The sequence below is a fragment of the Streptomyces sp. NPDC033178 genome, from assembly GCF_055577685.1.
This window is the reverse complement of sequence record NZ_JBVIPT010000009.1, coordinates 294,850-318,180: the sequence shown is the minus strand read 5'-3', so window position 1 is coordinate 318,180 and position 23,331 is coordinate 294,850. Positions and strand designations below refer to the sequence as shown.

The window sequence follows — 23,331 nt, the reverse complement described above, 5'->3', positions numbered from 1 at the left end:
CAGGTGGGACGGGGCCGAACGGATGTCGCACACATGTTCGGGAATTGGTCTATGGTGGGGGTGAGGGAGTAGGGAACAAACGTTCGAGGGCTGGCGTGGGAGCCCCTGGGAGTGGTGGAGGTGCGCGTGCCGGGTTTCACGCATCTGCACACCGTTTCCGGGTTCTCCCTGCGGCACGGGGCCTCGCACCCGGAGCGCCTCGCCGAGCGCGCCTCCGAGCGGGGCATGGACGCACTCGCCCTCACCGACCGGGACACCCTCGCGGGCACGGTCCGCTTCGCCAAGGCCTGTGCCGCCCAGGGCGTGCGTCCACTGTTCGGGGTCGACCTCGCGGTCGAGGAGCCCGTGCGGGTCCGGACTCCCGTACGAGTCCGGGAGTCCGCGCGGGCCCAGGAGCCCGCGCGAGCCCGGGGGCCCGTACGGGATGGGGAGTCCGTACGGGCCGGTGGGTCCGTAAGAGGGGAGCGGCGGCGGGCTCCCGTGCGGGGTGGTGCCTTCATCGATGAGTCGGCGCCTCGGGTGACCTTCCTCGCCCGGGACGGCGCGAAGGGCTGGGCCGAGCTCTGCAGAATCGTTACTGCATCGCATGCGGGCGACACGGACGGGCCGCTGCTGCCCTGGGCGGACAACCACGCCGACGGCCTGACCGTCCTGCTCGGGCCCGCCTCCGACGTCGGCCGGGCGCTCGTCGCCGGGCGCCCCGACCGGGCCGCGAAACTGCTCGTGCCCTGGCGGGAGGTCTACGGCGACGCCCTGCGTCTCGAAGCGATCTGGCACGGGCGCGAGGGAACCGGCCCCGGCTCACTGCGGCTGGCCGCCCGTACCGTCGGCTTCGCCGCCGAGCAGCAGGTGCGGCCGGTGCTCAGCAACGCCGTCCGGTACGCCGACCCGGGCATGGGCCCGGTCGCCGACGTCCTGGACGCCGCCCGCCGGCTCGTGCCGGTCGACCCCCGCAAGGAGCTGGACAGCGGAGAGGCCTGGCTCAAGGACGCGGGCGCCATGCTCGGCGCCGCCGAACGGATCGTCGAGGCCGCGGGCTATCGCCGCGACACCGCGTACCGGCTGCTCGAACAGACGCGGGCCACCGCCGCCGAGTGCCTCGTCGACCCGGAGGACGACCTCGGCCTCGGTGCCGTGCACTTCCCCGAGCCGCATCTCGTCGGCGCCGGACGCCGTACCGCGCAGCGTGTGCTGGCCTCGCGGGCGGCGGCGGGGATGGTGCGGCGCGGCTACGATCGTTCTTCCGAAGCACGTGGTTACTGGGAGCGGATGCACCGAGAGCTGGACATCATCGCCCACCACAACTTCGCCTCCTACTTCCTGACGGTCGCTCAGGTCGTGGACGACGTGCGGGAGATGGGCATCCGGGTCGCCGCGCGCGGCTCCGGGGCGGGCTCGCTCGTCAACCACCTCCTCGGCATCGCGCACGCCGACCCCGTGGCGCACGGACTGCTGATGGAACGCTTCCTGTCCAAGCGCCGCCCGGTCCTGCCCGACATCGACATCGACGTGGAGTCCGCGCGCCGGCTTGAGGTCTACCGTGCGATCATCGGCCGGTTCGGCACCGAGCGGGTCGCGACCGTGGCGATGCCGGAGACGTACCGGGTGCGCCATGCGGTACGGGACGTCGGCGCGGCCCTCTCCATGGACCCGGCCGACATCGACCGCATCGCCAAGTCCTTCCCGCACATCCGCGCCCGCGACGCCCGCGCCGCACTGGAGGAACTGCCCGAACTGCGGTCTCTGGCAGGGGAGATGGAGAAGTACGGGCGGCTGTGGGAACTCGTGGAGGCGCTGGACGCCCTGCCGCGCGGAGTCGCCATGCACCCGTGCGGAGTGCTCCTCTCCGACGCCTCGCTCCTCGCCCGTACACCCGTCATGCCGACCAGCGGCGAGGGGTTCCCCATGTCGCAGTTCGACAAAGAGGACGTCGAGGACCTCGGGTTGCTCAAACTGGATGTGCTGGGTGTGCGCATGCAGTCCGCGATGGCGCACGCGGTGGCCGAGGTGGAGCGGGCCACGGGGGACCGGGTCGACCTGGACGCCGTCGAGGAGGGCGACCCCGCCACGTATCAACTCATCCGGTCCGCCGAGACGTTGGGCTGCTTCCAGATCGAGTCGCCGGGCCAGCGGGACCTGGTGGGCAGGCTGCAGCCCGCGACCTTCCACGATCTCGTCGTCGACATCTCCCTCTTCCGGCCGGGGCCGGTCGCGGCCGACATGGTGCGGCCGTTCATCGAGGCGCGGCACGGCCGGGCGCCGGTCCGCTTCCCGCACCCGGATCTGGCGGAGCCGCTGAGGAGCACGTACGGGGTCGTGGTCTTCCACGAGCAGATCATCGACATCGTCGACATCATGACCGGCTGCGGGCGCGACGAGGCGGACCGGGTGCGACGAGGGCTGTCCGACCCCGAGTCGCAGGGACGGATCCGCTTCTGGTTCGCGCAGCACGCGGCCGCCCGGGGGTACGACGCGGAGACGATCGCCCGTACGTGGGAGATCGTCGAGGCCTTCGGGTCGTACGGCTTCTGCAAGGCGCACGCGGTCGCCTTCGCCGTGCCGACGTACCAGTCGGCCTGGCTGAAGGCGCATCACCCGGCCGCCTTCTACGCCGGGCTGCTGACGCACGATCCCGGAATGTATCCGAAGCGGCTGCTGCTCGCGGACGCGCGGCGGCGGGGGGTGCCGATCCTGCCGTTGGACGTGAACCGGTCGGCGGTCGCACACCGTATCGAACTGGTGTCTGAATCTGAGAGGTTCGAAGGAGCGGCCGGGAAGATCTCCGGAGGGTCCGGGAAGGCCTGGGGTGTGCGGCTCGCGCTCTCCGACGTGCACGGCATCAGCGAGGCCGAGGCGGTGCGGATCGCGGACGGGCAGCCGTACGCCTCGCTGCTCGACTTCTGGGAACGGGCCCGGCCGAGCCGTCCGCTGGCCCAACGGCTCGCGCAGGTCGGGGCGTTGGACGCCTTCGGTGCCAACCGCCGTGACCTGCAACTGCACTTGACCGAGCTGCACCGGGGGGCGCGTGCTGGTCGCGCAAACCAACTTCCCCTGGCCGGTGGCCAGAAGACCGCACCGGCCGGGCTGCCCGACCTCTCCCCGTCGGAGCGGCTCAGTGCCGAACTGGGTGTGCTCTCCATGGATGCCTCACGCAATCTGATGGACGATCACCGGGCGTTCCTGGAGGAACTGGGCGTGGTCACCGCGCGCCGGCTGCGGGCGGCACGGCACGGTGAGACGGTCCTGGTCGCGGGCGCCAAGGCGGCCACCCAGACCCCGCCGATCCGCTCCGGCAAGCGGGTCATCTTCACCACCCTGGACGACGGCACGGGCCTGGTCGACCTCGCCTTCTTCGACGACTCCCACGACGCGTGCGCGCACACCGTCTTCCACTCCTGGCTCCTGCTCGTACGCGGAGTGGTGCAGCGGCGCGGCCCGCGCAGCCTCAGCGTGGTCGGGGCGGCCGCCTGGAACCTCGCCGACCTGGTGGAACTGCGGCGCGAGGAAGGCCTGGACGGAGTGGCCCTGCGGCTGGCCGAGCCGCAAGGGGAGGACGGGACCGAGGGCGGCTCGCGGGACACGGGAGATCCGACGGGCGGACGTCGAATCCAGATGCCCACGGGATACGAAATGCATCCGTGGGCCGATCTGCGCCCGGCGGGCGAAGGGCCCGCCGGTGGAAAGAAGTTGTGGCACCAGAGCCCGGGGAGTGCGGGATGACCATCCTCTGCGTACGTTTCCAGCTGCCCCCGGCGTCCGAGGCCGCCCTGCCCGGGCTCCTCGGCACGCTGGAGGAATTCACCCCCGTCGTCGAGGCGCTGCCGCCCGACGGAGCGCTGGCCGATCTGCGGGGCGCCGAGCGGTACTTCAAGCGGGACGTCGAGGAACTGGCCTCGCTGATCCGGGTACGGGCGCTCGCCTGGCACGGCGTCGACTGTGTGATCGGGGCCGGACCCGGGCCGATGTTCGCACGGATGGCCATGCGGGAAGCCGCCCCCGGAACGACCCGTGTGGTGCCCGAAGACCCCTGCGCCCTCGCGGAGTTCCTGTCGGAACAGCCCGTGCGGGCGCTGCCCGGAGTTGGCACCGCCACCGCCCGCACCCTGTGCGAGTACGGCCTGGACAGTGTCGGCAAGGTCGCCGCCGCGCCCCTGTCCACACTGCAACGGCTCACCAGCGCCCGCACGGGCCGCGAACTGCACGAGATGGCGCAGGGCATCGACCGCGGCCGGGTCGTACCGAACGCCGTCTCCCTCCCCCACTCTCGGCTTCGCTCGAGCGGGGGGACCCCCATGCTCGCCGCTGAACGGCCCTTCCCGCGCGACGAGTTGGACCCGGACCAGCACCGGCGCGCCCTGCTCTCCGCCGCCGAGGAACTGGGCGCCCGGCTGCGCGCCCTGGAGAAGGTGTGCCGCACGCTCACCCTCACCGTCCGCTACGCCGACCTCCCCCATTCCCGAACAGGATCGAGCGGGAGGACCCCCGTTACGACGACCCGCAGCCGCACGCTCCCCGAGCCGACCGCCCACTCCTCGGCGCTCACCGACGCCGCGTACCGCATGTACGAGGCGCTCGGGCTGCAGCGAGCCCGGGTCCGCGGCATCGTCCTGCGTGCCGAGGGGCTTGACCCTGCCGAACAGGCCTCCTATCAGCTCACCTTCGACCCGGTGGACGAGAAGGTCCGGCGGGTGGAGGAAGTGGCGGACCGGGTCCGGGCGAAGTTCGGACCGCGGGCGATCACGCCGGGGGCGTTGGTGGCGTGACGCTCCGCGGGGAAGCGAGTGGGGGCTGCGGGTCGGTTGGGAGCTGCGGGCCGGATGCGGCTGGTCGCGCAGTTCCCGCGCCCCTTACGGGGCGCGCCCCCGGCGCACCCATTCGGTCAGTTGGCCCACGGCGGAGTGATGACCGTGCCGTCCGCCAGCTTCGCCTGGAGGCCGATCGATGTGGTGACCCAGGAGATCGCGGTCTCCTCGGTCGGGTTCTCCACGGCGAGTGTCGCGCCGGGATTGATGATCACCGTGTCGCCCGCGGCGATCCGTTCGGTGCTGCCGTCGAGGGTCATCAGCAGTTCGCCGGACAGGAGATGGAAGATCTCCTCGCGGTTGACCGTGTGCGCGGGCGCCTTCGTGCCTGCGGGGATCTCGCCCCGCCAGGCGCACAGTTCTCTGCTCCCGCTGAGGGGAGTGGCGTACGAGACGAAGCGTGCGCCGTGGATCTCGTGGACGACGGCTTCTGACGAGCGGACTACGGGCACGGCTGCCTCCAGCGGTGAATGGTGGTGGTGAACAGTGGCGCTGAAACAGTGATGGTGAATGGTCAAGCTGCTTGACTATATGGCTCCATGGTCAAGCTGCTTGACCAATTCGTCAAGGGTGTTTCAATGCGTGCGTGCAGAACTCCGAGGCCATGGCCCTGTCCGCCGCGCTGCTCGCCGTCGCCGGCGAGCTCACCCAGCGCATCCATGAGGGTGTCGTCGCCCGTGGCTTCGAGGGGGTTCGGCCCGCGCACGGGTTCGCGTTCGCGCGGCTCGCGCCCGGCGGGGCGACGGTCACGGAACTGGCCGCCCATCTGGGCGTGACCAAGCAGGCCGCGAGTCAACTTGTCGACGAGATCGTCCGCAGGGGGTACGCCGAGCGGCGCCCGCACCCCGATGACGCGCGCGCCCGGCTGGTCGTGCTGACCGAGCAGGGCTGGGCCTGTACGCGGGCGGCCGAGGAAGCGGCCGCGGAAGCCGTCGGCCCCTGGGTCGAACTGCTTGGCGAGGGTGAAGTCCGGGCGTTGCGTGACCGTTTGCTGCGCATTGCGCCCTACGGTCCCATCAGGCCCGCCTGGTGACGGTTCCACGGCACGTGTCAGTGCTCCCGGCCAGCACCGGAAGTTTTTACTGACGCGTAACTTCACACTTCTACTACTCACTCGTAACTTGGCAAAAGAACAGCATCCTCGTGATCCGGATCACAGGGCGTACGCCATCGCAACTCCCTTGAGCCGCAAGGAGATCACTCGATGCTGCCCTGGAAACGCCTGCTCAGACCCCTGGCCGTGCTGCTGCTGACCGCCGCGGTCACCGTCGTCCCCACCACCACCGTCGCCACCGCCGCCACCGATCAGGCCGAGGCCGCGCCGAGCCGTGGCTGGAACGACTACTCCTGCAAGCCGTCCGCCGCCCACCCGCGCCCCGTCGTCCTCGTCCACGGCACCTTCGCCAACTCCGTCGACAACTGGCTGGGCCTCGCGCCCTACCTCGTGAACCGCGACTACTGCGTCTTCGCCCTCGACTACGGGCAACTGCCCGGCGTGCCGTTCTTCAACGGCCTCGGTCCCATCGACAAGTCGGCGGAGCAGCTCAAGGCCTTCGTCGACAAAGTGCTCACCGCGACCGGAGCGGTAAAGGCCGATCTCGTCGGCCACTCGCAGGGCGGCATGATGCCCCGCCACTATCTGAAGTTCCTCGGCGGAGCGGCCAAGGTGAACGCCCTCGTCGGGATCGCCCCCGACAACCACGGCACCACCCTGAACGGACTCGCCCAACTGCTCGACCACTTCCCCGGCGCGGCCGACCTGCTCTCCACCGCGACCCCCGCCCTCGCCGACCAGGTGGCCGGATCCGCCTTCCTGGCCAAGCTCAACGCGGGCGGCGACACCGTCCCCGGTGTCCGCTACACGGTCATCGCCACCAAGTACGACGAGGTCGTCACGCCGTACCGCTCGCAGTACCTCGACGGTCCGAACGTACGCAACGTCCTGATCCAGGACCTGTGTGCGGTCGACCTCTCCGAACACGCCGCGATCGGGCTCATCGACCGGATCGCCTTCCATGAGGTGGCGAACGCATTGGACCCGGCACGCGCCACCCCGACGACCTGCCTGTCGGCAATCGGCTAGGGCTACGTGAATACTGCGGGCCGACCGTGGCTGGTCGCGCCCACGCGGCGGAGCCGCACATTGATACGGCCCCGCGCCCCTGAAGGGGCGGCCCGTAGCTTCCGTACCGTCCGCAGGCCGCAGGCCCTATCGGCTGTGGCGGCCGCCACTCACCGCACGGCGGCGGACCGACGCGAACAGCGCCGCCGCGCCGATGGCCAGCGCGGCCGCCCCACCGATCGCGTACGGAGTGGTGTTCGAACCGCCGGTCTCGGCGAGGTTCTCCGAACCGCCGGCGGGCTCGGCGTCGCTCGCGGAGTCGTCCGCTGCCTCGGAGAGTGTCGCCGAGGCGGCGGAACCGGCGTCGGAGGCGGAGCCCGAGGCGGTGTCCGCGGCCGCCGTGACCGTGGCCTGGGTCTTCGGGTCGTCGTCGCCGTGACCGCCGTGCTCCACCGACGACTCGTCGGTGCCGTCCGCGATCTCCTGGTCGGACGGTGCCGACGCGGTCGGGGCCGTGGAGGCCTCGGTGCCGCCCCCGTTTCCACTCCCGCCCTCCCCGAACACGACGTCCGAGCAGGTGTAGAAGGCCTCGGGGGAGTCCGAGCGCTGCCAGATCGAATAGACGAGGTGGCGGCCCGACTTGACCGGGACGACGCCGTCGAAGACGTAGTCGCCGCTCTCCATCCGCGGGTCGGTGACCTTGAGGAAGGGCTTCGACTCCAGGTCCGACCACTTCAGGGGCTTCGTCGGGTCGTAGCCGTCCTTGGTGACGTACAGCTCGAACGAGCCCTTGTGCGGGGCGGTTCCCTTGTAGCGGAAGGTGCGGTTGCCCGAGGTCAGCCGGGTGGCCGGCCAGTCGGCGCGGGCCAGGTCGAGGCCCTTGAACTTGTCGTTGCCCGCGCTGCACAGCTTTCCGTCGGGGATGATCTCCTTCGACTTCCCGGCCGCGTTCGCGATGTTGACCCCGTTCCAGTCGTAGAGGGCCTGCGTGCCGCCGGCCGCGACCGCCGCCTTGCAGGCGGCGGACCTCGGGTTCTCCGGACCCTCCGCGAAGCAGCCCGCGACCCTGCTCACCGGGTCGGTCATCGAGCCGTGCGCGACCGCCGGGGCGGCGGCAAGCCCGGTCAGGGCGAGCGGGGCGACACCGACGGCGGCGACCGTGGCGAGGCGGGTGCGGGTGGCCTTGCGGCGAGCGGACATGGGGAACTCCTCGAAGCGGGTCCGGGGTGCTTGTGATGCCTGGGGGCGATCAGCAAGCTAGCCCCTCGAAACCGCGAAATCGCCTGCTGGGAGGGGGTGAAGGCGATCCTTATGGTCCGCTTAAGGGGGTGCTGAGACTGCGATCAGGTAGGTATCGTTCCAGCCATGACGAAGACTCCGGAAGGAGCCCCGGCGGACACTCCGTACGAGGCTCGGATCCGCCCCGCCGTCGCCTCCGACACGGCTGCCGTGAAGGCCGTGACCGACGCGGCCTACCGCCCCTATATAGAGCGGATCGGAGTGGTTCCGCAGCCCATGGAGGCGGACCACGCGGCCGACGTCGCCGCGGGGCGGGTGTTCGTCACGGGGGAGCCCGTGACCGGACTCGTGGTGGTCGAGGCGCACGAGGACCATCTGTTCCTCGACAGCATCGCCGTCCACCCGGACGCCCATGGGCAGGGCGTGGGGCGCCGCCTCCTGGACTTCGTGGACGCACACGCGCGTGCGCTCGGACTGCCCGAGGTCAGGCTCTACACGAACGCGCTGATGTGGGAGAACCAGAAGATCTACCCGAAGTACGGGTACGAACTCGTGGAGCGCCGCGTGGACGGGCCGTACGACCGCCTCCACTACCGCAAGCGGCTGGCGCCCTGACGGGCTCCCGGCGTCGCGACGGCACCTGGCGCCGTGACGGCTCAGCCGTCCGGCCACCACGTGCGTGCGATGTCCTTTCGGACCTCCGGGCGCTCGGCGGGGCGCTCGTCGGTGTCATCCCGCACGCGACGGGAGTCCGACTTCCTCAGGGGCTTCTGCACGGTTACACGGCGCATGGCTGCCTCCTTGCATCTACCGGGTTCCGCGTTTGTACGGAGGTAGACCGTTCCGGGGAGAGTGACTCATCGGTGCCCGCTTGTCAGTGGCGGTAGTCACGTTTCACCTGTGAGTCCACATGCCGGACAACTGGGGGTTCCGCGCAGTTCTGACGCAGGTCCGGCGCAGTTCTGTCGTGGGCCCGTTGTCAGTGGCGGGTGTCACTCTGGGCACATGACGAGTAACAGCGCAGGCGAAGAAGTGAAGACCGAAGAAGTGAAGACCGAACAAGTGAATATCGGTGAAGAGCGGCCTGGAGTCGACTGGGACGCCGAGTCCGCGACGTTCGACGACGAGCCCGACCACGGACTGCGGGATCCCGCCGTGCGCGAGGCCTGGGCGGCCAGGCTGCGCGGCTGGCTGCCCCGCGGCCCGGCCGACGTGCTCGATCTGGGCTGTGGCACCGGCAGCCTGTCGCTCCTCGCGTCCGAACAGCGGCACCGGGTCACGGGTGTCGACTCCTCGCCGCGCATGGTCGACCTCGCCCGCGCCAAGCTGGCCGGGCGTGACGCGGCGTTCCTGGTCGGGGACGCGGCCGCCCCGCCGGTCGGGGAGCAGCGCTTCGACGTCGTCCTCGTCCGCCATGTGCTGTGGACGCTGCCCGATCCCGGCCGCGTCCTGCGGCGCTGGCGCGGGCTGCTCCGCCCCGGCGGACGGCTCGTGCTCATAGAGGGTGTCTGGGGGACGGTGAGCCCGGTCGGCATATCCGCCGACCGGCTGACCGGACTGCTCGCACCCCTTGCGGAGGACGTCCGCGTGGAGCCGCTGTCGGACGACCCGCTGCTGTGGGGACGAGAGGTGGAGGACGAGCGGTACGCGGTGGTGGCCGTGCCCTGAGTGCTGCCGGGCGAGGCTGCCGGGGTGGCTCCCCGGGCTGCCGGGGGTGCGCTGCCGGGGGTGCGCTGCCGGGGTGAGAGCGGTGCTGCCTGGGCGCCTCGGACCGGCCCTAGGTCAGGAGCGCCTCGAAGCCGCCCTCGCGGGCGCGGAGTTCGAGCTCGTCCAGGGCGGACCGGGCGGCGGCCGCGGCCTGCGGATCGGTGGTCTCCAGACCGCTCTCCGTGAACTCGTCCTCGTCCAGACGCAGTACGGCCCTGCCGTCGGCGGAGCGCCACAGGTCGAGGTCGAGGTCCTCGACGACCAGTTCGCCCTCGGAGACGGAGGCAGGGCGGGTGATGTCGCAGTACCAGCCCTTCAGTACGCCCTCGGGACCACGGACCTCCTTCACCGCGTACCAGCGGTCGCGCCAGTAGTGCTCGGTGAAGACGTCGCCCGGTTCGAAGCGTACGAATCCGAAGTCGCGGACACCGGCACCGGCCCAGGCCGCTCGGACGATGACGTGGGTGCCGTCGTCGTGCAGCAGCTCGGCCGGGTAACGGATCTTCGTACGGCCCGCTTTGACCAGGACGATGTCCAACTGGAGGGGGGAATCAGACGAGTTCACGGACATGTTGCACCTCCGTGGCGCAGATCTCGTAGCCGAACCACTTGTTGACCGCGAGCATCGGTTCGTTGCCCGCGTCGTTGGCCGTGAACGCCTCCGTGAAGCCGGCCGCGCGGGCGCGGTGCAGGGAGTCGTTCTTGGCGAGCTTGGCGAGGCCGCGGCCGCGGTGGGCCCGGGCCGTGCCGGTCATCACGGTGCCGTAGCGGGTGCCGCCGTCGGTACGGGCGGCGCTGAACGCCGCGGGGCGGCCGTCGACGACCGCGACCGAGGTCAGCTCATGGCTGAGGAGGGGATGGTGCCAGGTCTCCTTCAGCCAGGCCTCGTAGTCCGTGAACTCGTGGGAGATGTCGCTCGGTTCGTCCAGCAGGGTCTCCGCGTCCAGGTCGAACAGCGGGCGGGGATCGTCCGCGAAGTCCGCTGCCGTGCGCAGCTCGACGTCCGCGGGCGGCTCCCGGCGCGGCGGCAGTGTGCAGGTCGCCAGGTCCAGGCGGAGGAAGTGCGCGGAGCGACGGGGGAGGTAGCCGCGCTTCTCCGCGAAGGCGCGGTTCGCCGGCTCGTCCACGACCCGGACGAAGAGCTTGGTCGCGTCCAGCGCGGCGAGCCGCTCCTCGGCGGTCCTCACGAGGAGCGAGCCCGCGCCCCGGCCCTGGCGGTCCGGGTGCACGTACACGTTCAGATAGCCCTGGCCGGGCTGCGGGCTGTCGTACACGAGGCCGACCTGGGCCGTGCCGACGAGTTCGCCGTCCTCCTCCGCGACCAGCGGCTGGAAGTGGGCGTCGGGGTGGACGTTCGCGGCGTCGTACGTGATGGCTTCGGGGGTGGAGAGCATGAAGGGGAGTGCCAGGTGCCGTATACGGGCGAAGCCCTCGGCGTCTCCCTTGCGGAAGTCGCGGACGATCACAGTCATGACGTCGCACGCTACGTGAGCGGTGAGGCCGGGTGCCTCTCATTTTCCCGCGGGTGCGGGACAATCACTGCGTGACGCTGAAGATCGACATCAAGGACGACGCGGGGATCGCGCCCTACGAGCAGGTGCGCGCCCAGATTTCAGAACAGGCGCGGGCCGGGGCGCTGCCGGTGGGGTACCGGCTGCCGACCGTGCGAGGGCTGGCCGAGGAACTCGGCCTCGCCGCCAACACGGTTGCCAAGGCCTACCGGGCTCTTGAGTCGGACGGGGTCATCGAGACACGGGGGCGCAACGGAACGTTCGTCGCTGCCGCGGGCTCGGCGGCGGAGCGGGAAGCGGCGTCCGCCGCGCAGGCCTACGCCGATCGCGTGCGGCGGCTCGGGCTGTCCGAGCCCGCCGCCCTCGCCGCGGCCCGGGATGCGCTGCGCGCGGCGTACGGGGCGTCCGGCTGACAGTTGGCGGTTTGCGGCTGCGGCTCGCCGGTCGCCGGTCTGCGGGCTAGCGGGTCCGCGGGTCCGCGGGGCGGCGGGTCCGCGGGGCGGCGGGCCAGGGGACCAGCGGGTCTGCGGGTCAGCCGGGCGGCCGCCCAGCCGACCGGCCAAGCGGCCCGGGCAATGGGCCAGGAGGCCCCGTCGTGTGCCGAGTTCGGCAACGTCCGGATTCGTCGCGCCGGTTGTTCGCCGGCCCGGCGGAAAGGCGGGCCCTGTTCTCTACAGGTACAAACCCGCGTCCGCGCCCTCTCGTTGGTCCGGGACCGAGGTCGGGGTGGTGCCCCGGCGCAGCGCGTAGAGCTCGGCGAGGGTGGCGCCCTCGCGGCTCAGGCCCTCCTCCGTGCCCAGCCAGGCGGCGGACTCGCGGCGGGTGAGCGGGCCGACCTCGATACGGGCGAGGCAGCGGCCGGGGCGCACGACGGCGGGGTGCAGACGCTCCAGGTCCTCGTTGGTGGTGACGCCCACCAGGACGTTGCGGCCCTGGCCCAGCAGACCGTCCGTGAGGTTGAGCAGGCGGGAGAGCGCCTGGCCCGCCGTGTGCTTGGCCTCACCGCGGATCAGCTCGTCGCAGTCCTCCAGCAACAGCAGCCGCCAGCGGCCCTTGCCCGTGCCGTCCTCCTCGCCGATCGCGATGTCCATCAAATAGCCGACGTCGGAGAAGAGCCGCTCCGGGTCCAGCACACAGTCCACCTGGCACCAGTCCCGCCACGAGCGCGCCAGCGTCCGCAGCGCCGACGTCTTGCCCGTACCCGGCGGACCGTGCAGCAACAGCAGACGGCCCGCGATGTCCTCGGGCGTCGTCTTCATCAGGCCGTCCATCGCGTCCGCCACGGGCGCGGTGTAGTTGGCGCGCACCTCTTCCCACGTACCCGCCGAGATCTGGCGGGTCGTGCGGTGCGGCCCGCGCCGGGGAGACACGTACCAGAACCCCATCGTCACGTTCTCCGGCTGGGGTTCGGGCTCGTCGGCCGCGCCGTCCGTGGCCTGGCCGAGCACCTTCTCGGCGAGCTCGGCGCTGGTCGCGGTGACGGTGATGTCGGCGCCCCTGTTCCAGCGCGACACCAGCACCGTCCAGCCCTCTCCCTCGGCGAGGGTCGCGCTGCGGTCGTCGTCGCGCGCGGACCGCAGCACCTGCGCCTCAGGGGGGAGCAGCGTGGCTCCGGAGCGTACGCGGTCGATGTTCGCCGAGTGCGAGTGCGGCTGCTCGCCCGTCGCGAAGCGGCCGAGGAACAGCGCGTCGACGACGTCCGACGGTGAGTCGCTGTCGTCGACGTTGAGCCGGATCGGCAGAGCGTCGTGTGGGTTCGCAGACATGCCGCCATGATCCGTCACGTGGGCGACCCGTGCATCCGGTTTCCGCGTTGCGCACCGAAGGGGGCATACCGGAGGGCGCGCGCCGGAGGGAAACGTGTCACTGAGTGTCGGCCGGGCCCCGAGGACACTGTGTATCCCCTCCGTCCTGTTACAGGGCTGTGGTCGACGGAACCTGTTCCCCCGCTGACCCCCGCCGTTACTGTTGCCCTTGATGGGACGTCATGGGTGGAATTCGGGGGCTCGGCGGTGGCGCTTCACCGCTCTGCTCGGTGTGGGCGTGGCCGCTCTGGCCCTGGTGCTGACCCTGATCAACACACTTCCCGGGGACGCGGGAAGCGAGGCGGGCACGACCCGCGACGGTGACAAGGTGCACGGCACGCCGGCCGTTCCCCCGTCCGAGCCGAAGCCCGAGGTGGGCTGGGGCTTCACCCATACCCAGTTCAGCGCGGACGAGGGAAGCGGCGCCGCCACGAAGCGGGTGGAGAAGCGTCTGGGCGAGCAGCCCCTGCCGCAGATCCAGCACATCATGGGCTGGGGCGCGGACAACCCCGAGCCGGTCAAGGGGCGGTACGACTTCGAGGACATGGACCGCCGCATCGACTTCGTCCGGGAGACGGGCGGCACGCCGGTCGTCACGCTGTGCTGCGCCCCGGACTGGATGAAGGGCGGCAAACCCGGCTCCGACAAGACCGACTGGAGCCAGGCGGCACTGGAGACGGCGCCGGACCGCGCCCACTACAAGGACTACGCCGCCCTCGCCGCGACCGTCGCCAAGCGCTACCCGGACGTACGCCACTTCATCGTCTGGAACGAGTTCAAGGGTTTCTGGAACGACGCCGAGGCCCGCTGGGACTACGAGGGCTACACCGAGCTCTACAACCTCGTGTACAAGGCGCTCAAGAAGGTCGACAAGGACATCGAGGTCGGCGGGCCCTATCTGGTGATGGACAGCCTCGACCCGCGCCAGAAGGAGAACGCGTCGACGACGCTGAAGGGCAGCTGGGGCACCATGGACCAGCGGATCCTCGACGCCTTCGAATACTGGAACAAGCACAAGGCCGGCGCGGACTTCGTCGTCGTCGACGGGTCCAGTTACACCAAGGACGACGACCTGCTGCCGGACGAGTTCGGGGCCACCGACAAGTTCACGGCCGTCAGCCGGTGGGTCCGGGAGCAGACCGGTGATCTGCCGCTGTGGTGGGCCGAGTACTACGTGGAGCCCGCCGACGGCGACGACATCCGCGACGGCTGGTCCGAGCCGCACCGCGTCGCCGTGCAGGCCTCCGGCCTGATCGCGATGGCCCGCGGCGGCACGACCTCCGCCTTCTACTGGAACCCGGAGACCGAGAAGGGCGCCACCTGCCCCGGCTGCCTGTGGACCCCGACCGACCGCGCCGACGGCGGCAAGGCGTTGCCGATGCTCGACCTCATCTCCCGCTTCGCCAAGGAGTTCCCGCCGGGCACCGAGTACGAGCAGGTCTCCGTCGCCGCGGACGACAAGCCCAACGTACGGGTCCTCGCCGACGACAAGGCCCTCCTCGTCGTGAACACCCTCGACCGCGAGATCAGCGCGAAGGTCGACGGGAAGCAGTTCAACATGGGGGCGTACGAGGTGAAGTGGCTTCGCCGGTAGCGCTCTGCCGGTAGTGCTCCGCGGGGAGGGGAGAGCGAGGAGGGGCCGGTGTCGTTTTGAAGCTGAGGGTTCGTTGTGGCTGGTCGCGCAGTTCCCCGCGCCCCTGAAGGGCGCGCCCCGTGCCAGGGCGCGCCCCCTTTGAAGCGGCCCTTTCCCCGTCCCCCTCACGCCATCGTCAGGAATCTCTGGACCAGTGACGCCAGCAGCACCGCAAGCAACGGCAGCGAGAACCAGAAGCTGCCCTGGAGCCACTGGAGTTGCCGCACGCTCGGCCGGACGGCCACCCGTACCATCTCGCGGGTCGTCAGCAGGAGGATCAGGGCGATCGCGGCGAGGCCTCCGACGACCGACCAGGGGGTCCAGGTGACCTGGGGGCCGATCGGACCGGGGTCGGGCTCGGCGACCTTGCCGCCCGGCTGTTTGCGCAGGGCGTAGATGGTCACGTCGTCGTTGGCGAACGTCTTGCGGAGCTCCGGCCGGGCGTCGAGGTTGTGGACGAGCCTGGCATCCCAGGTCTTGGAGTAGCCCACGTCCAGCTGGAGATAGGTCACCTGGCTGCGGTTGACCATGAGGAACGAGTTCGGACCCGCGTCCTTGAGGGACTTGACCAGGCCTGACACCAGGACCGGGTCGGGCGGCGCCAGCGTCGGCAGGTACTCCACCTTCTCCATGTCCCGCGCGCCCCAGGGCATCGCGGGCGTCACGTTGTTCACCGTGTCGTCGCTGAGCCACAGCAGCCGTACGGTCGGCTTGTCGTGCGCGTACACGTACTCCATGCCGGCGACCTCGCCCGGCCGGATCCGCTCGAACGGCTCGTTGCCCCAGCGGGCCACGAGGAAGCCGCCCATCAGGACGAGGCCCGCCATCAGCGCGGCGAGCGGGGCGAGGCTCACCCGGTCCTTGTCCCGTTCCTTCGCGGTGACGCCGGTGCGCGGGAAGAGGGCCAGTGCGGCGAGCAGGGCCGCCCCCGGAAGGGCGAACATGAAGACGCGCAGGGCCATTTCGCCGCCGTACGACTGCATGCCGAAGCCCAGGAACGGGACGAAGGTGAGGACCAGCAGCGACCGCTCGCGGTACTTGTGGTCGCGCCGCCGCCACCAGCCCCAGCAGGCCAGCGCCATCACACCGCCAGCCAGCACCACACGCGCGTACAGCACGAGCTTGTGGTTCGAACTGCCTTCCCCGATACGGCCGGAGACCGACGACGACACATTGCTGCCCACCCCGCCGACGCCGCCGAACAGCTCGTCGAAGTGCCCCGACCAGTACGGCTCGGCGAGGAAGCCGATCCACACGGAGACCACGACGGCGAACAGGATGGGCAGGCCGCGCAGTTCGGAGCGGCCGATCAGGACCAGGACCGCGAGGACGCCCAGCATCACGAACGGCGTGAGCTGGTGCGCCGGGACGGTCGCCATGAACAGCCCGATCAACACCATGAGCAGTACGGCCCGTTGGCGCCGGTCGGTCGGCTCGACCTCCAGCTCGCCGGGCCGCGCCTTCGTCCACAGCACCCGTGGCGCCCGGAACCACACGAGCAGGATCGCCACGAAGACGAGGTAGAGGAGGTACGTGAAGCCCTGCGGCGAGAAGTAGTCCTGGCCCACCCAGCCGCTGAGCACGAAGATCCAGATGCCGGTCCACTTGGCCCGCCAGCTCGCGCGCATATGGCGTACGAGCAGGAACAGCGGTGCCAGATAGAGGAGTTGCATGGTCATCGGCCACCAGCGGATGACCTCGGTGAGGTCGGTGACCCCGCAGGCCTTCGCGACGAACGCGGCCCCCGCGAAGAAGCCGGGCCAGCTCCAGCGCGCGTCCAGGTCGGGCACGGCCGACCCGGTCCGGTCGATGTAGTCGATGAACCCGAGGTGCTGCCAGGCCGTCGCGAACCGCGGCTCGGTCTCGATGACCGCGGGCAGCGCGTGCAGCGACACCACGGTGGCCAGCAGCGTGACCAGCAGCAGGACCCGGTGCTCGCGGCCCAGCCAGAGCAGCGAGGCGAACACCGTGACCAGCAGACCGGCCCCGACCAGCGTCGGCGTCGGCAGCACGGAGACCAGGCCGAGCCCGCCCATCCGGTCGAGATCGCGCTCCCCGAGTCCGGCCGCGGGCACCCAGTACAGGACCAGCGCGGCCGTCAGCAGACAGCCGAGCACCACCCCGAGCCGGGTCGGCCGCAGCCGCTCCCACCAGGACACCGGCGGCGCGGACGGACTGGACGGACCGGACGGACTGGAGGATCCACCCGCCTCAAGCGCGAGCGGCGAAGACCCCTTCCTGCGTACGGCCCCCGACGTGCCGGACGCACTCCGTTCGCGTACGCCCTCCGACTCCTCGCCGGACCTGCCCTCCGACGGCTCGAAGGGGGCGTCCACCTCGACCTCGGACGGGCCGAGGGAGGTCTCGGAGCCGGGTTCCCGTTCCTCGACGGGCAGGCCCACCTCCACACGAGGTGCGGGCAGTTGGAGAGGCGCCTTGAGCGCCCAGGTCGGCCGGTGGTCAGGACGCGGCTCGCCGCGGTGCTCCGGCCGTTCGACCTTCGGCGTCCCGACGGGCGGTGTCCCCGGACCGGGCCGTACGTCCGGCCGCCGCTCCAGGTGGTCGAAGTCCAGCTGCACACCGAGCGCCAGCGTGTCCGTGTCGAGCCGCTGCGCCCAGGCCGGGCCGCGCCCCTTCTTCGGCTTGTCCTGCTGAGACGCGGGCACCTCGCGGGCGCCCAGGTCCGCCAGGTCGCCGTCGGGCGCCGCGCCCTCGGGCACGGCGTCGGCCGGCGCGGTCCTGACGATCCGGTAAAGCCTCGGCGCGGCGAGCGCCACGATGACGGCGAGGCTGGAGATCTCCGCCACCCCCGCCCCGGTCAGGCCCATCCGGGGCAGCAGGATCACCGTCAGCCCGAGCACCAGCAGACACAACAGGCCCTGCAGCCAGGCGAGTCCGGAGGTGCGGCTCTGCGCGCGCAGCACCGCGAAGTACGTCTCCATGACGACCCGCAGCACCGCGCCGACCGCGAACCAGCGCAGCAGCGGCGTCGCCGCGTCCGCGTACCCCTGGCCGAACACGCCCAGGATCCACGGCGCCCCGAAGAACAGCACAGCGGCCACCGGCAGCATGATCCGCGCCATCCGGCGCAGCGCGGCCCTGGTGTTCGCGGCCAGCCGCGCCGGGTCGTGCGAGCCCTCGACGGTCAGCGAGGCGCCCATGTTGATGGCGAGCAGGTTGACCGTGCCGCCGATGGTCGTGGTGATGTAGAAGTACGCGTTGTCGGTGGAACTGACCTGCGCGGCGACGATCACCGGGACGAGGTACACCACCGCGAGCGAGAACAGCGAGCCGGTGTAGTCGCCCGCGAGGAACCGCCCGATCTCCCTCGTGGTGGGCGGCTCGGCGTGCTCCGCGGTCGCCTTCACATGCCGCGGCACCAGGCGGCGGAACACCAGCCAGCCCAGCGGCAGCACGGACACCGCGATGGCCGCGACCCACGACACGAAGACACCCATGGTCGGGATCGCCGCGGCGAACGCCACCAGCAGCACCAGCTTCACCGCCGAGAACACGGTGTTGCCGACCGGCACCCACAGCGCGCTGCGCAGCCCGGTCAGCACCCCGTCCTGGAGCGTCAGCACCGACCAGGCGACGACGGCCCCCACGAAACCGACGGCGATCAGCGGGCTGTGCAGGAAGCGGTACGAGGAACCCCAGAGGTTCAGCGTGAGCAGGAAGAGGCCCGCGGCCAGCGCCACGACCACCGAACTGCCCGCGTACGTACGGAAGATCAGACGTCCGGTGCCCCGCCCCGCGACCGGGATGAAGCGGGCGAGGGCGCCCGTCAGCGTCACCGCGGTGAGCCCCGCGAGGAGCTTCATCGCGGCGATCGCGGCTGAGCCCTGGCCGACCGCGGACTCGGAGTAGTACCGGGCTGCGGCCAGCCAGAAGCCCAGCCCCAGCACGGCGGAGATCCCGGTGTTCAGCATCAGGGCATAGGCGTTCCGGAACAGCGGGCTGCCTCCGGACGAGGACCGGCCGAGGCCGGGCAGGCGAAGGCGGCGCCCGGGCCGCTCGGGTGCCTCGGGCGTGGGAGTGTCGGCCTGGGCCGTGGTCGTGTCAGACACGGGAACGGATGGCCTTCCGGCGAACCTGTCGTGCTCTGCGGACCATGGCGTATCCCTTGGTGAGGGCGCGGTCCCTGGCGAAGGTACGGGCGATCGCGCGGCCCTCCACGAGCCGCTCGAACTCCTCGATACCGGTGCTGCGGCGCACGGTGACCCGCCGCAGCGCGTACGGCCCCTGACGACGCCGCGCGAGGCTGTTGCCGACGGCGAGCGCCTGGGCGAACCCGGCCTCGCGCACGATTCGGCGCACCCGGCTGCTGGAGTAGCCGTACGGATACGCGAACGACGCCGGGCGCACGCCCAGTTCGTCGGCGACGATCTCCCGGCAGCGCAGCAGCTCGAACCAGAGCGCCTCGTCGGACAGCTGGTCCAGCTGCGGATGCGTGTGGCTGTGGCCGCCGATCTCGACGTCCGCGCCCGCGAGTGCGCGCACCTGGTCCCAGTCGAGCATCTCGTCGAGGGCGCCCCCGGTGTCGTACGGGCCGCGCAGCCAGCCGGTCGACACGAAGAGCGTGGACGCGAAGCCGTGCTCGGCGAGCACGGGCAGCGCGTGCCGGTGCACGCCCTCGTAGCCGTCGTCGAACGTGATCAGCACCGGCCGCCTCGGCAGCGGCTTCGAGGCACGCCAGCACTCCGCGAGCGCGGCGGTGTTGACCGGCGTGATCCCCAGGTCGCCGAGGAGCGCCATCTGTTCGGTGAACGCCTCGGGCGCCACGGACAGCTCCCGCGTCGCGTCATTCGGCGCGGTCGCGACGGAGTGGTACATGAGAATCGGCACGCGCGCATCACGCGCATCACGCGGGTCTTTCATCGTTCCGCCCCCTCGATCTGCACGACCGAGAACGTGGCCCCACCCCTGCGTGCCCGGACGCTGCCGAGAACGTACCCGCCCGCCGCCGTCACCACTCCGGTGATGATGGCGGCCGCCCGGCCCGCGCCGCCGGGGCGGGCGAGCAGCGCGTCGCGCAGCCCGCGCGCGACTCCGGCGGGCAGCACGCGCGTGGTGTAGCGGCGCTCGGACTCAAGGCCCTTGTCGGCGCCCACACTCCGTGCGACCAGCGCCTTCGACAGACCTTCGGCGTACGTCCGCGTACGGAAGTACGCGAAGTGCTCGCGCGCCTCGGGCACCCGGTGGTGGATCACCGCACGGTCGTCGATCAGCAGGATCGCGTCCGGCCGGGCGTGGGTGAGGCGGATGCACAGCTCCGTCTCCTCACAGCCCAGCGGACGCTTGTCGCCGTCGCGCCCGATGCCGGTCGCGAAGCCGCCCGCCGCGTCGAAGGCGCTGCGCCGGAACGAGGCGTTGCCGCCGAGCACGTTGCGCACCTGGACCCGGCCGGGCGGCAGGCCCTTGTACGTGCAGCCCACGACCCAGTCGAACTCCTCGGGGAACCAGGCAGGCCGGCGGCCCGACGCCCAGATCGGCATCGTACGGCCGCCGACGGCCATGACCTGCGGATCCTCGTACCCCTCGGCGAAGTGGAGCAGCCAGTCGCGCTCGGCCACCGCGTCGTCGTCGAGGAAGGCGATGACGTCGCCGTACGAGGCGGCGATACCGGTGTTGCGGCCCGCGGAGAGGCCCCGGGGGCCCGCGTTGGCGAGCACCCGAACACCTTCGGTCTCCTTGTACTCCTTCGACAGCCGGTCCAGGAGCGCCTGGTTGTGGTCCACCACCAGGAGCGTCTCCAGGGCCGGCCTGGACTGCGCCCGCACCGAGTCGACCGCCGCGAGGATGTCCTCCCAGCGGTCCTCGGTGTAGACGCAGACCACCACGGAGATGTCCAGGGTTCTCAAGACACCTCTCCCGGCCCGGAGTTGAGCGCCACGGCGTGCGGACGACGACGCAGCGAGCGCCGGTTGGAGCGCTCCTTGAGGATCACCTTGAGCACCCGCAGCCCGTCCCGCACGGCCCGCAGATTGCTGGAGCCGTGGATCCGGAGGTACTCGTGGCTCGGTATCTCCTGGACCTTGAGCCCCGCCTTGACCACCCGGATGTTCATCAGGGTCTCCACCTCGAAACCGGTGCAGTCGAGGTCGATCTTGTCCAGGCAGTGCCGCCAAAAAGCGTTGTAGCCGTAGCAGAGGTCGGTGTAGCGGGCGCCGAACTTGCGGTTGACGGCCGTGCACAGCGCCCAGTTGCCGAGCTTGCGGATCGGCGTCATGTCGTCCGTGCCGCCGCCGTTGGCGAACCGCGACCCCTTCGCGAAGTCCGCCCCGGAGACCAGCGCGGAGACATAGCTGACGATCTCGTGGCCGTCGGCCGAGCCGTCCGCGTCGACCATGACGATGATGTCGCCGGTGGAGGCCGCGAACCCGGTGATCAGGGCATCTCCCTTGCCCTTTCCCACCTGCTTGACGACCTTGACATCGGGCCACAGTTCGCGGGCGACCTCGACGGTGTTGTCGGTGGAATTGCCGTCGACGAGAACCACTTCGTGGATCCATCCCGGCAGTGTCTTGAAGACGTACGGGAGATTCTCCGCCTCGTTCATGGCGGGAATCACGACGCTCACCGGAGGCGCTATGGCCAGGTGAGTCGATATGGGCCGGTACTTACTGGCTGTGAGCGGATCCTGGCCCGAAACCGCCGGGCGCACAACAGAACTCATGAGTCTGATCCCTCTCGTCCGGTGGACCGCCCGCCCCTGGGCGGTCCGGCATTTTGTCCGGTTCGAAAGGGGGGTTTTGTCACTTACGGCATGCCGAAATCGATCTCCGTGCAAGCCGGGTGAGCTGGCAAAGCTGGCCGACTGGCTGGGTCGGTCGCGCGGCGGCACTCGGCACAAAAGCGGTCACCGAGCACGGCACCCCCCTACCGCGCCCCGCGCCGGGCCCTCGTCGCGATCCTGAGCCCTCCCCTGAATCGCATGTGCATGATGGTCCGATGCGGGTGGATGTACGACGGTATTGATGATTGAGACGATATGGCAAGACCTGGAACGTGGCCTCACGTTTTTGTTGGTTTGGACGTTACCTAACGGCCCGAGCGGATTTTTCCCATCCGCTTGAGCGCTTTGTCGGCCGGCTCGAACAGCTCCGGCCGCGACAGCACCGCGTTCCGCAGCGCCCGGACCGGGGCGCGCCGCGCCCGGTGCCCGAGCGCCACGGGATGGCGGCGCGTGACCAACCCCTCGGACACGACGAGTTCGCGTGTCTTCAGGGAATCCTTGTATTCCTTCTGCCCCCGGCCGAGATCCAGATAGGCGATGCCGTCGGCGGCAGCCGCCTCGGCCATGCGCAAATGCAGGACAAGGCCCGGGGAGTATTTGGAGAACGCCGGGTCGTACGCGGGGAACCAGCACGCCAGGACGCGCTCGGAGCGCAGCCCGAAGTGCGCGGCGATCGGCTTGCCGCCCGCGTAGAGCACCGACAGGATTCCGGCGAACGGCTCGGAACGGGTGTGGAAGAGCTGGTGCGTCAGCCGGGTGATCCACGGCTGCGCGAAGCGGTCGCTGCGACCGGTCCTGCGGTACTGCGCCGACTTCCAGCCCATCAGGGTGAGCAGCGCCTCGGGATCGCGCTCGTCGTGCACATAGCGCACCTCGCCGTGATCGCGGCCGAGTTTGCGGTCCTTGGCCAGCGTGGTCCGGGTGAACTTCGGTGAGCGGTCCCGCAGTTGGGCCAGATACGTCTCGTACCCCCGGTCGACGTCCATGACCGGGGAGGGGAAGGTGCCGGAGGCCTCGGCCTCGAACGGCTCCTGGCCTTCCACCAGGTGGTCGAACTCCCACACCGCGAGCCCGCAGGCCCGCAGCAGTTCCCTTGCGTCCCAGGTGAAGCCGGGCCCGTGGACGAGGCCCTGACAGTCGGAGACACCGAGGCCGACGGCCCGGCCGACGCCGGTGGTGGTTCTCTGGAACGGGAAGAAGGCCACGGGTTCGCCGCCTTCCCGGACTACGGCGATCCGTACGCCGCGTCGGCAGCGTCCGACGGCGAGGGTGAACTCCGGTGACAGGAACGGGTTGGCGAGTTCCGGTGCGCCGTGCAGATGGGCCTTCGACTGAAGGGCCGACCACGCCGCCCGGTCGGCGGCGGTCAGTTCGCCGGGGCGGTACACGCTGATGTTCACGTCAGGATGCCCGTCTTCTCACCGTACGGCCACGGAACCGCCGTACCAGGACCAGCAGGAGAATGAGGGAGCTGAGCGCGGCCACGGCCGCGATTCCGCCACGGACCGACCACCGGTGCACCGCGAGCATGCCTTGGGCGACCAGAAGGTTGAGAGCTACTGCTGCTGACAGGGACGCCACGGTGCGGCCGAACGGTTCCATGCCGCGCAGTGCGATTCCGACCGCGGTTCCCGGAGCGGCCAGCAGGAAGAAGAGCGCGAACGGGGCGCGCAGCGGCGAGTCCACGTCGGTCAGGGCCAGCACGGCTCCGACGCCGGCGATGGCCGCGGCGGCGCCCGCGAGCAGGGGGAGCAGGTCCCTCCCCGGATCCTGGTCCAACCGCTCGTCACCACCCGATGGGGATGGGTCCGATGGAGATGGCTTGATACGTAT

At 70.7% G+C, this 23,331-nt stretch carries 20 protein-coding genes; 8 read left to right on the top strand and 12 right to left on the bottom strand.

Annotation, left to right across the window (positions count from 1 at the left end; all coding sequences use genetic code 11):
- The first annotated feature begins 126 nt into the window (after positions 1 to 126).
- On the top strand, positions 127 to 3,720 hold the full coding sequence (locus ACZ5VQ_RS23915) for a DNA polymerase III subunit alpha (protein ID WP_469106630.1): 3,594 nt from the start codon (positions 127 to 129) through the stop codon (positions 3,718 to 3,720).
- Positions 3,717 to 4,763, top strand: a complete 1,047-nt coding sequence (locus ACZ5VQ_RS23910) for a DNA polymerase Y family protein (protein ID WP_469106629.1) — start codon at positions 3,717 to 3,719, stop codon at positions 4,761 to 4,763. The genes ACZ5VQ_RS23915 and ACZ5VQ_RS23910 overlap by 4 nt, the downstream gene beginning before the upstream one ends.
- A gap of 116 nt (positions 4,764 to 4,879) precedes the next feature.
- On the opposite strand, the gene ACZ5VQ_RS23905 is transcribed toward ACZ5VQ_RS23910, so the two are convergent.
- Complete coding sequence (locus ACZ5VQ_RS23905; RefSeq protein WP_362080493.1) at positions 4,880 to 5,254, bottom strand: cupin domain-containing protein; 375 nt, start codon at positions 5,252 to 5,254, stop codon at positions 4,880 to 4,882.
- Positions 5,255 to 5,388: 134 nt separating this feature from the next.
- Here ACZ5VQ_RS23905 and ACZ5VQ_RS23900 point away from each other — a divergent pair, with 134 nt between their 5' ends.
- A complete protein-coding gene (locus ACZ5VQ_RS23900; RefSeq protein WP_469106628.1) occupies positions 5,389 to 5,835 on the top strand; it encodes a MarR family winged helix-turn-helix transcriptional regulator in 447 nt (148 codons plus the stop codon).
- A gap of 171 nt (positions 5,836 to 6,006) precedes the next feature.
- Complete coding sequence (locus ACZ5VQ_RS23895) at positions 6,007 to 6,885, top strand: esterase/lipase family protein (protein WP_469106627.1); 879 nt, start codon at positions 6,007 to 6,009, stop codon at positions 6,883 to 6,885.
- A 126-nt stretch (positions 6,886 to 7,011) separates the two neighbouring features.
- Here ACZ5VQ_RS23895 and ACZ5VQ_RS23890 read toward each other — a convergent pair whose 3' ends face one another.
- Positions 7,012 to 8,064 (bottom strand): lytic polysaccharide monooxygenase auxiliary activity family 9 protein, encoded by a 1,053-nt coding sequence (locus ACZ5VQ_RS23890; RefSeq protein ID WP_469106626.1) that lies wholly within the window; start codon positions 8,062 to 8,064, stop codon positions 7,012 to 7,014.
- A gap of 165 nt (positions 8,065 to 8,229) precedes the next feature.
- Between ACZ5VQ_RS23890 and ACZ5VQ_RS23885 the strand changes: the two genes are divergently transcribed.
- Positions 8,230 to 8,718, top strand: coding sequence for a GNAT family N-acetyltransferase (locus tag ACZ5VQ_RS23885; protein WP_469106625.1), 489 nt, complete (start codon positions 8,230 to 8,232; stop codon positions 8,716 to 8,718).
- A gap of 41 nt (positions 8,719 to 8,759) precedes the next feature.
- Here the strand turns inward: ACZ5VQ_RS23885 and ACZ5VQ_RS23880 are convergent, their stop codons facing one another.
- Entirely contained in the window at positions 8,760 to 8,894 is a 135-nt protein-coding gene (locus tag ACZ5VQ_RS23880) for a hypothetical protein (RefSeq protein ID WP_469106624.1), read from the bottom strand.
- A gap of 214 nt (positions 8,895 to 9,108) precedes the next feature.
- Between ACZ5VQ_RS23880 and ACZ5VQ_RS23875 the strand changes: the two genes are divergently transcribed.
- Positions 9,109 to 9,771, top strand: coding sequence for a class I SAM-dependent methyltransferase (locus tag ACZ5VQ_RS23875; RefSeq protein WP_469106623.1), 663 nt, complete (start codon positions 9,109 to 9,111; stop codon positions 9,769 to 9,771).
- A gap of 109 nt (positions 9,772 to 9,880) precedes the next feature.
- Here the strand turns inward: ACZ5VQ_RS23875 and ACZ5VQ_RS23870 are convergent, their stop codons facing one another.
- Together ACZ5VQ_RS23870 and ACZ5VQ_RS23865 are read right to left on the bottom strand one after the other, a co-directional pair.
- Positions 9,881 to 10,381: a ribonuclease FAU-1 family protein gene (locus tag ACZ5VQ_RS23870; protein ID WP_469106622.1), complete on the bottom strand. Its 501-nt coding sequence runs from the start codon at positions 10,379 to 10,381 to the stop codon at positions 9,881 to 9,883.
- Positions 10,362 to 11,282: a GNAT family N-acetyltransferase gene (locus ACZ5VQ_RS23865; protein ID WP_469106621.1), complete on the bottom strand. Its 921-nt coding sequence runs from the start codon at positions 11,280 to 11,282 to the stop codon at positions 10,362 to 10,364. The genes ACZ5VQ_RS23870 and ACZ5VQ_RS23865 overlap by 20 nt, the downstream gene beginning before the upstream one ends.
- A 71-nt stretch (positions 11,283 to 11,353) precedes the next feature.
- Here ACZ5VQ_RS23865 and ACZ5VQ_RS23860 point away from each other — a divergent pair, with 71 nt between their 5' ends.
- The gene (locus ACZ5VQ_RS23860; RefSeq protein WP_469106620.1) at positions 11,354 to 11,734 is read left to right on the top strand and encodes a GntR family transcriptional regulator; all 381 of its coding nucleotides are present in this window, start codon (positions 11,354 to 11,356) and stop codon (positions 11,732 to 11,734) included.
- Positions 11,735 to 11,992: 258 nt separating this feature from the next.
- Here the strand turns inward: ACZ5VQ_RS23860 and ACZ5VQ_RS23855 are convergent, their stop codons facing one another.
- Positions 11,993 to 13,087: a DUF5925 domain-containing protein gene (locus ACZ5VQ_RS23855; RefSeq protein ID WP_469106619.1), complete on the bottom strand. Its 1,095-nt coding sequence runs from the start codon at positions 13,085 to 13,087 to the stop codon at positions 11,993 to 11,995.
- Positions 13,088 to 13,298: 211 nt separating this feature from the next.
- Between ACZ5VQ_RS23855 and ACZ5VQ_RS23850 the strand changes: the two genes are divergently transcribed.
- Positions 13,299 to 14,720, top strand: a complete 1,422-nt coding sequence (locus tag ACZ5VQ_RS23850; protein ID WP_469106618.1) for a GH39 family glycosyl hydrolase — start codon at positions 13,299 to 13,301, stop codon at positions 14,718 to 14,720.
- 164 nt (positions 14,721 to 14,884) lie between these two features.
- Here the strand turns inward: ACZ5VQ_RS23850 and ACZ5VQ_RS23845 are convergent, their stop codons facing one another.
- From ACZ5VQ_RS23845 to ACZ5VQ_RS23820, 6 genes are all read right to left on the bottom strand, one after another.
- Positions 14,885 to 18,829: a lipopolysaccharide biosynthesis protein gene (locus tag ACZ5VQ_RS23845; protein WP_469106617.1), complete on the bottom strand. Its 3,945-nt coding sequence runs from the start codon at positions 18,827 to 18,829 to the stop codon at positions 14,885 to 14,887.
- Positions 18,822 to 19,640: a polysaccharide deacetylase family protein gene (locus ACZ5VQ_RS23840; RefSeq protein ID WP_469106616.1), complete on the bottom strand. Its 819-nt coding sequence runs from the start codon at positions 19,638 to 19,640 to the stop codon at positions 18,822 to 18,824. Before ACZ5VQ_RS23840 ends, ACZ5VQ_RS23845 begins: the two co-directional genes overlap by 8 nt.
- Positions 19,637 to 20,623 (bottom strand): glycosyltransferase family 2 protein, encoded by a 987-nt coding sequence (locus ACZ5VQ_RS23835; protein ID WP_469106615.1) that lies wholly within the window; start codon positions 20,621 to 20,623, stop codon positions 19,637 to 19,639. Before ACZ5VQ_RS23835 ends, ACZ5VQ_RS23840 begins: the two co-directional genes overlap by 4 nt.
- Positions 20,620 to 21,438, bottom strand: coding sequence for a glycosyltransferase family 2 protein (locus tag ACZ5VQ_RS23830; RefSeq protein ID WP_359726239.1), 819 nt, complete (start codon positions 21,436 to 21,438; stop codon positions 20,620 to 20,622). The genes ACZ5VQ_RS23835 and ACZ5VQ_RS23830 overlap by 4 nt, the downstream gene beginning before the upstream one ends.
- Positions 21,439 to 21,803: 365 nt before the next feature.
- Positions 21,804 to 22,898 carry a GNAT family N-acetyltransferase gene (locus ACZ5VQ_RS23825; RefSeq protein ID WP_469106614.1) on the bottom strand — a complete coding sequence of 365 codons (1,095 nt, stop codon included), beginning with the start codon at positions 22,896 to 22,898 and terminating at the stop codon, positions 21,804 to 21,806.
- Position 22,899: 1 nt separating this feature from the next.
- Positions 22,900 to 23,277 carry a hypothetical protein gene (locus ACZ5VQ_RS23820; protein WP_269653640.1) on the bottom strand — a complete coding sequence of 126 codons (378 nt, stop codon included), beginning with the start codon at positions 23,275 to 23,277 and terminating at the stop codon, positions 22,900 to 22,902.
- Positions 23,278 to 23,331: the final 54 nt, after the last annotated feature.

Bases quoted from the DNA above. Each gene is read 5' to 3' on its own strand.
- ACZ5VQ_RS23910 (WP_469106629.1), top strand. From the start codon at position 3,717: ATGACCATCCTCTGCGTACGTTTCCAGCTGCCCCCGGCGTCCGAGGCC.
- ACZ5VQ_RS23895 (WP_469106627.1), top strand. From the start codon at position 6,007: ATGCTGCCCTGGAAACGCCTGCTCAGACCCCTGGCCGTGCTGCTGCTG.
- ACZ5VQ_RS23890 (WP_469106626.1), bottom strand. From the start codon at position 8,064: ATGTCCGCTCGCCGCAAGGCCACCCGCACCCGCCTCGCCACGGTCGCC.
- ACZ5VQ_RS23885 (WP_469106625.1), top strand. From the start codon at position 8,230: ATGACGAAGACTCCGGAAGGAGCCCCGGCGGACACTCCGTACGAGGCT.
- ACZ5VQ_RS23880 (WP_469106624.1), bottom strand. From the start codon at position 8,894: ATGCGCCGTGTAACCGTGCAGAAGCCCCTGAGGAAGTCGGACTCCCGT.
- ACZ5VQ_RS23875 (WP_469106623.1), top strand. From the start codon at position 9,109: ATGACGAGTAACAGCGCAGGCGAAGAAGTGAAGACCGAAGAAGTGAAG.
- ACZ5VQ_RS23870 (WP_469106622.1), bottom strand. From the start codon at position 10,381: ATGTCCGTGAACTCGTCTGATTCCCCCCTCCAGTTGGACATCGTCCTG.
- ACZ5VQ_RS23865 (WP_469106621.1), bottom strand. From the start codon at position 11,282: ATGACTGTGATCGTCCGCGACTTCCGCAAGGGAGACGCCGAGGGCTTC.
- ACZ5VQ_RS23855 (WP_469106619.1), bottom strand. From the start codon at position 13,087: ATGTCTGCGAACCCACACGACGCTCTGCCGATCCGGCTCAACGTCGAC.
- ACZ5VQ_RS23850 (WP_469106618.1), top strand. From the start codon at position 13,299: ATGGGACGTCATGGGTGGAATTCGGGGGCTCGGCGGTGGCGCTTCACC.
- ACZ5VQ_RS23840 (WP_469106616.1), bottom strand. From the start codon at position 19,640: ATGAAAGACCCGCGTGATGCGCGTGATGCGCGCGTGCCGATTCTCATG.
- ACZ5VQ_RS23830 (WP_359726239.1), bottom strand. From the start codon at position 21,438: ATGAGTTCTGTTGTGCGCCCGGCGGTTTCGGGCCAGGATCCGCTCACA.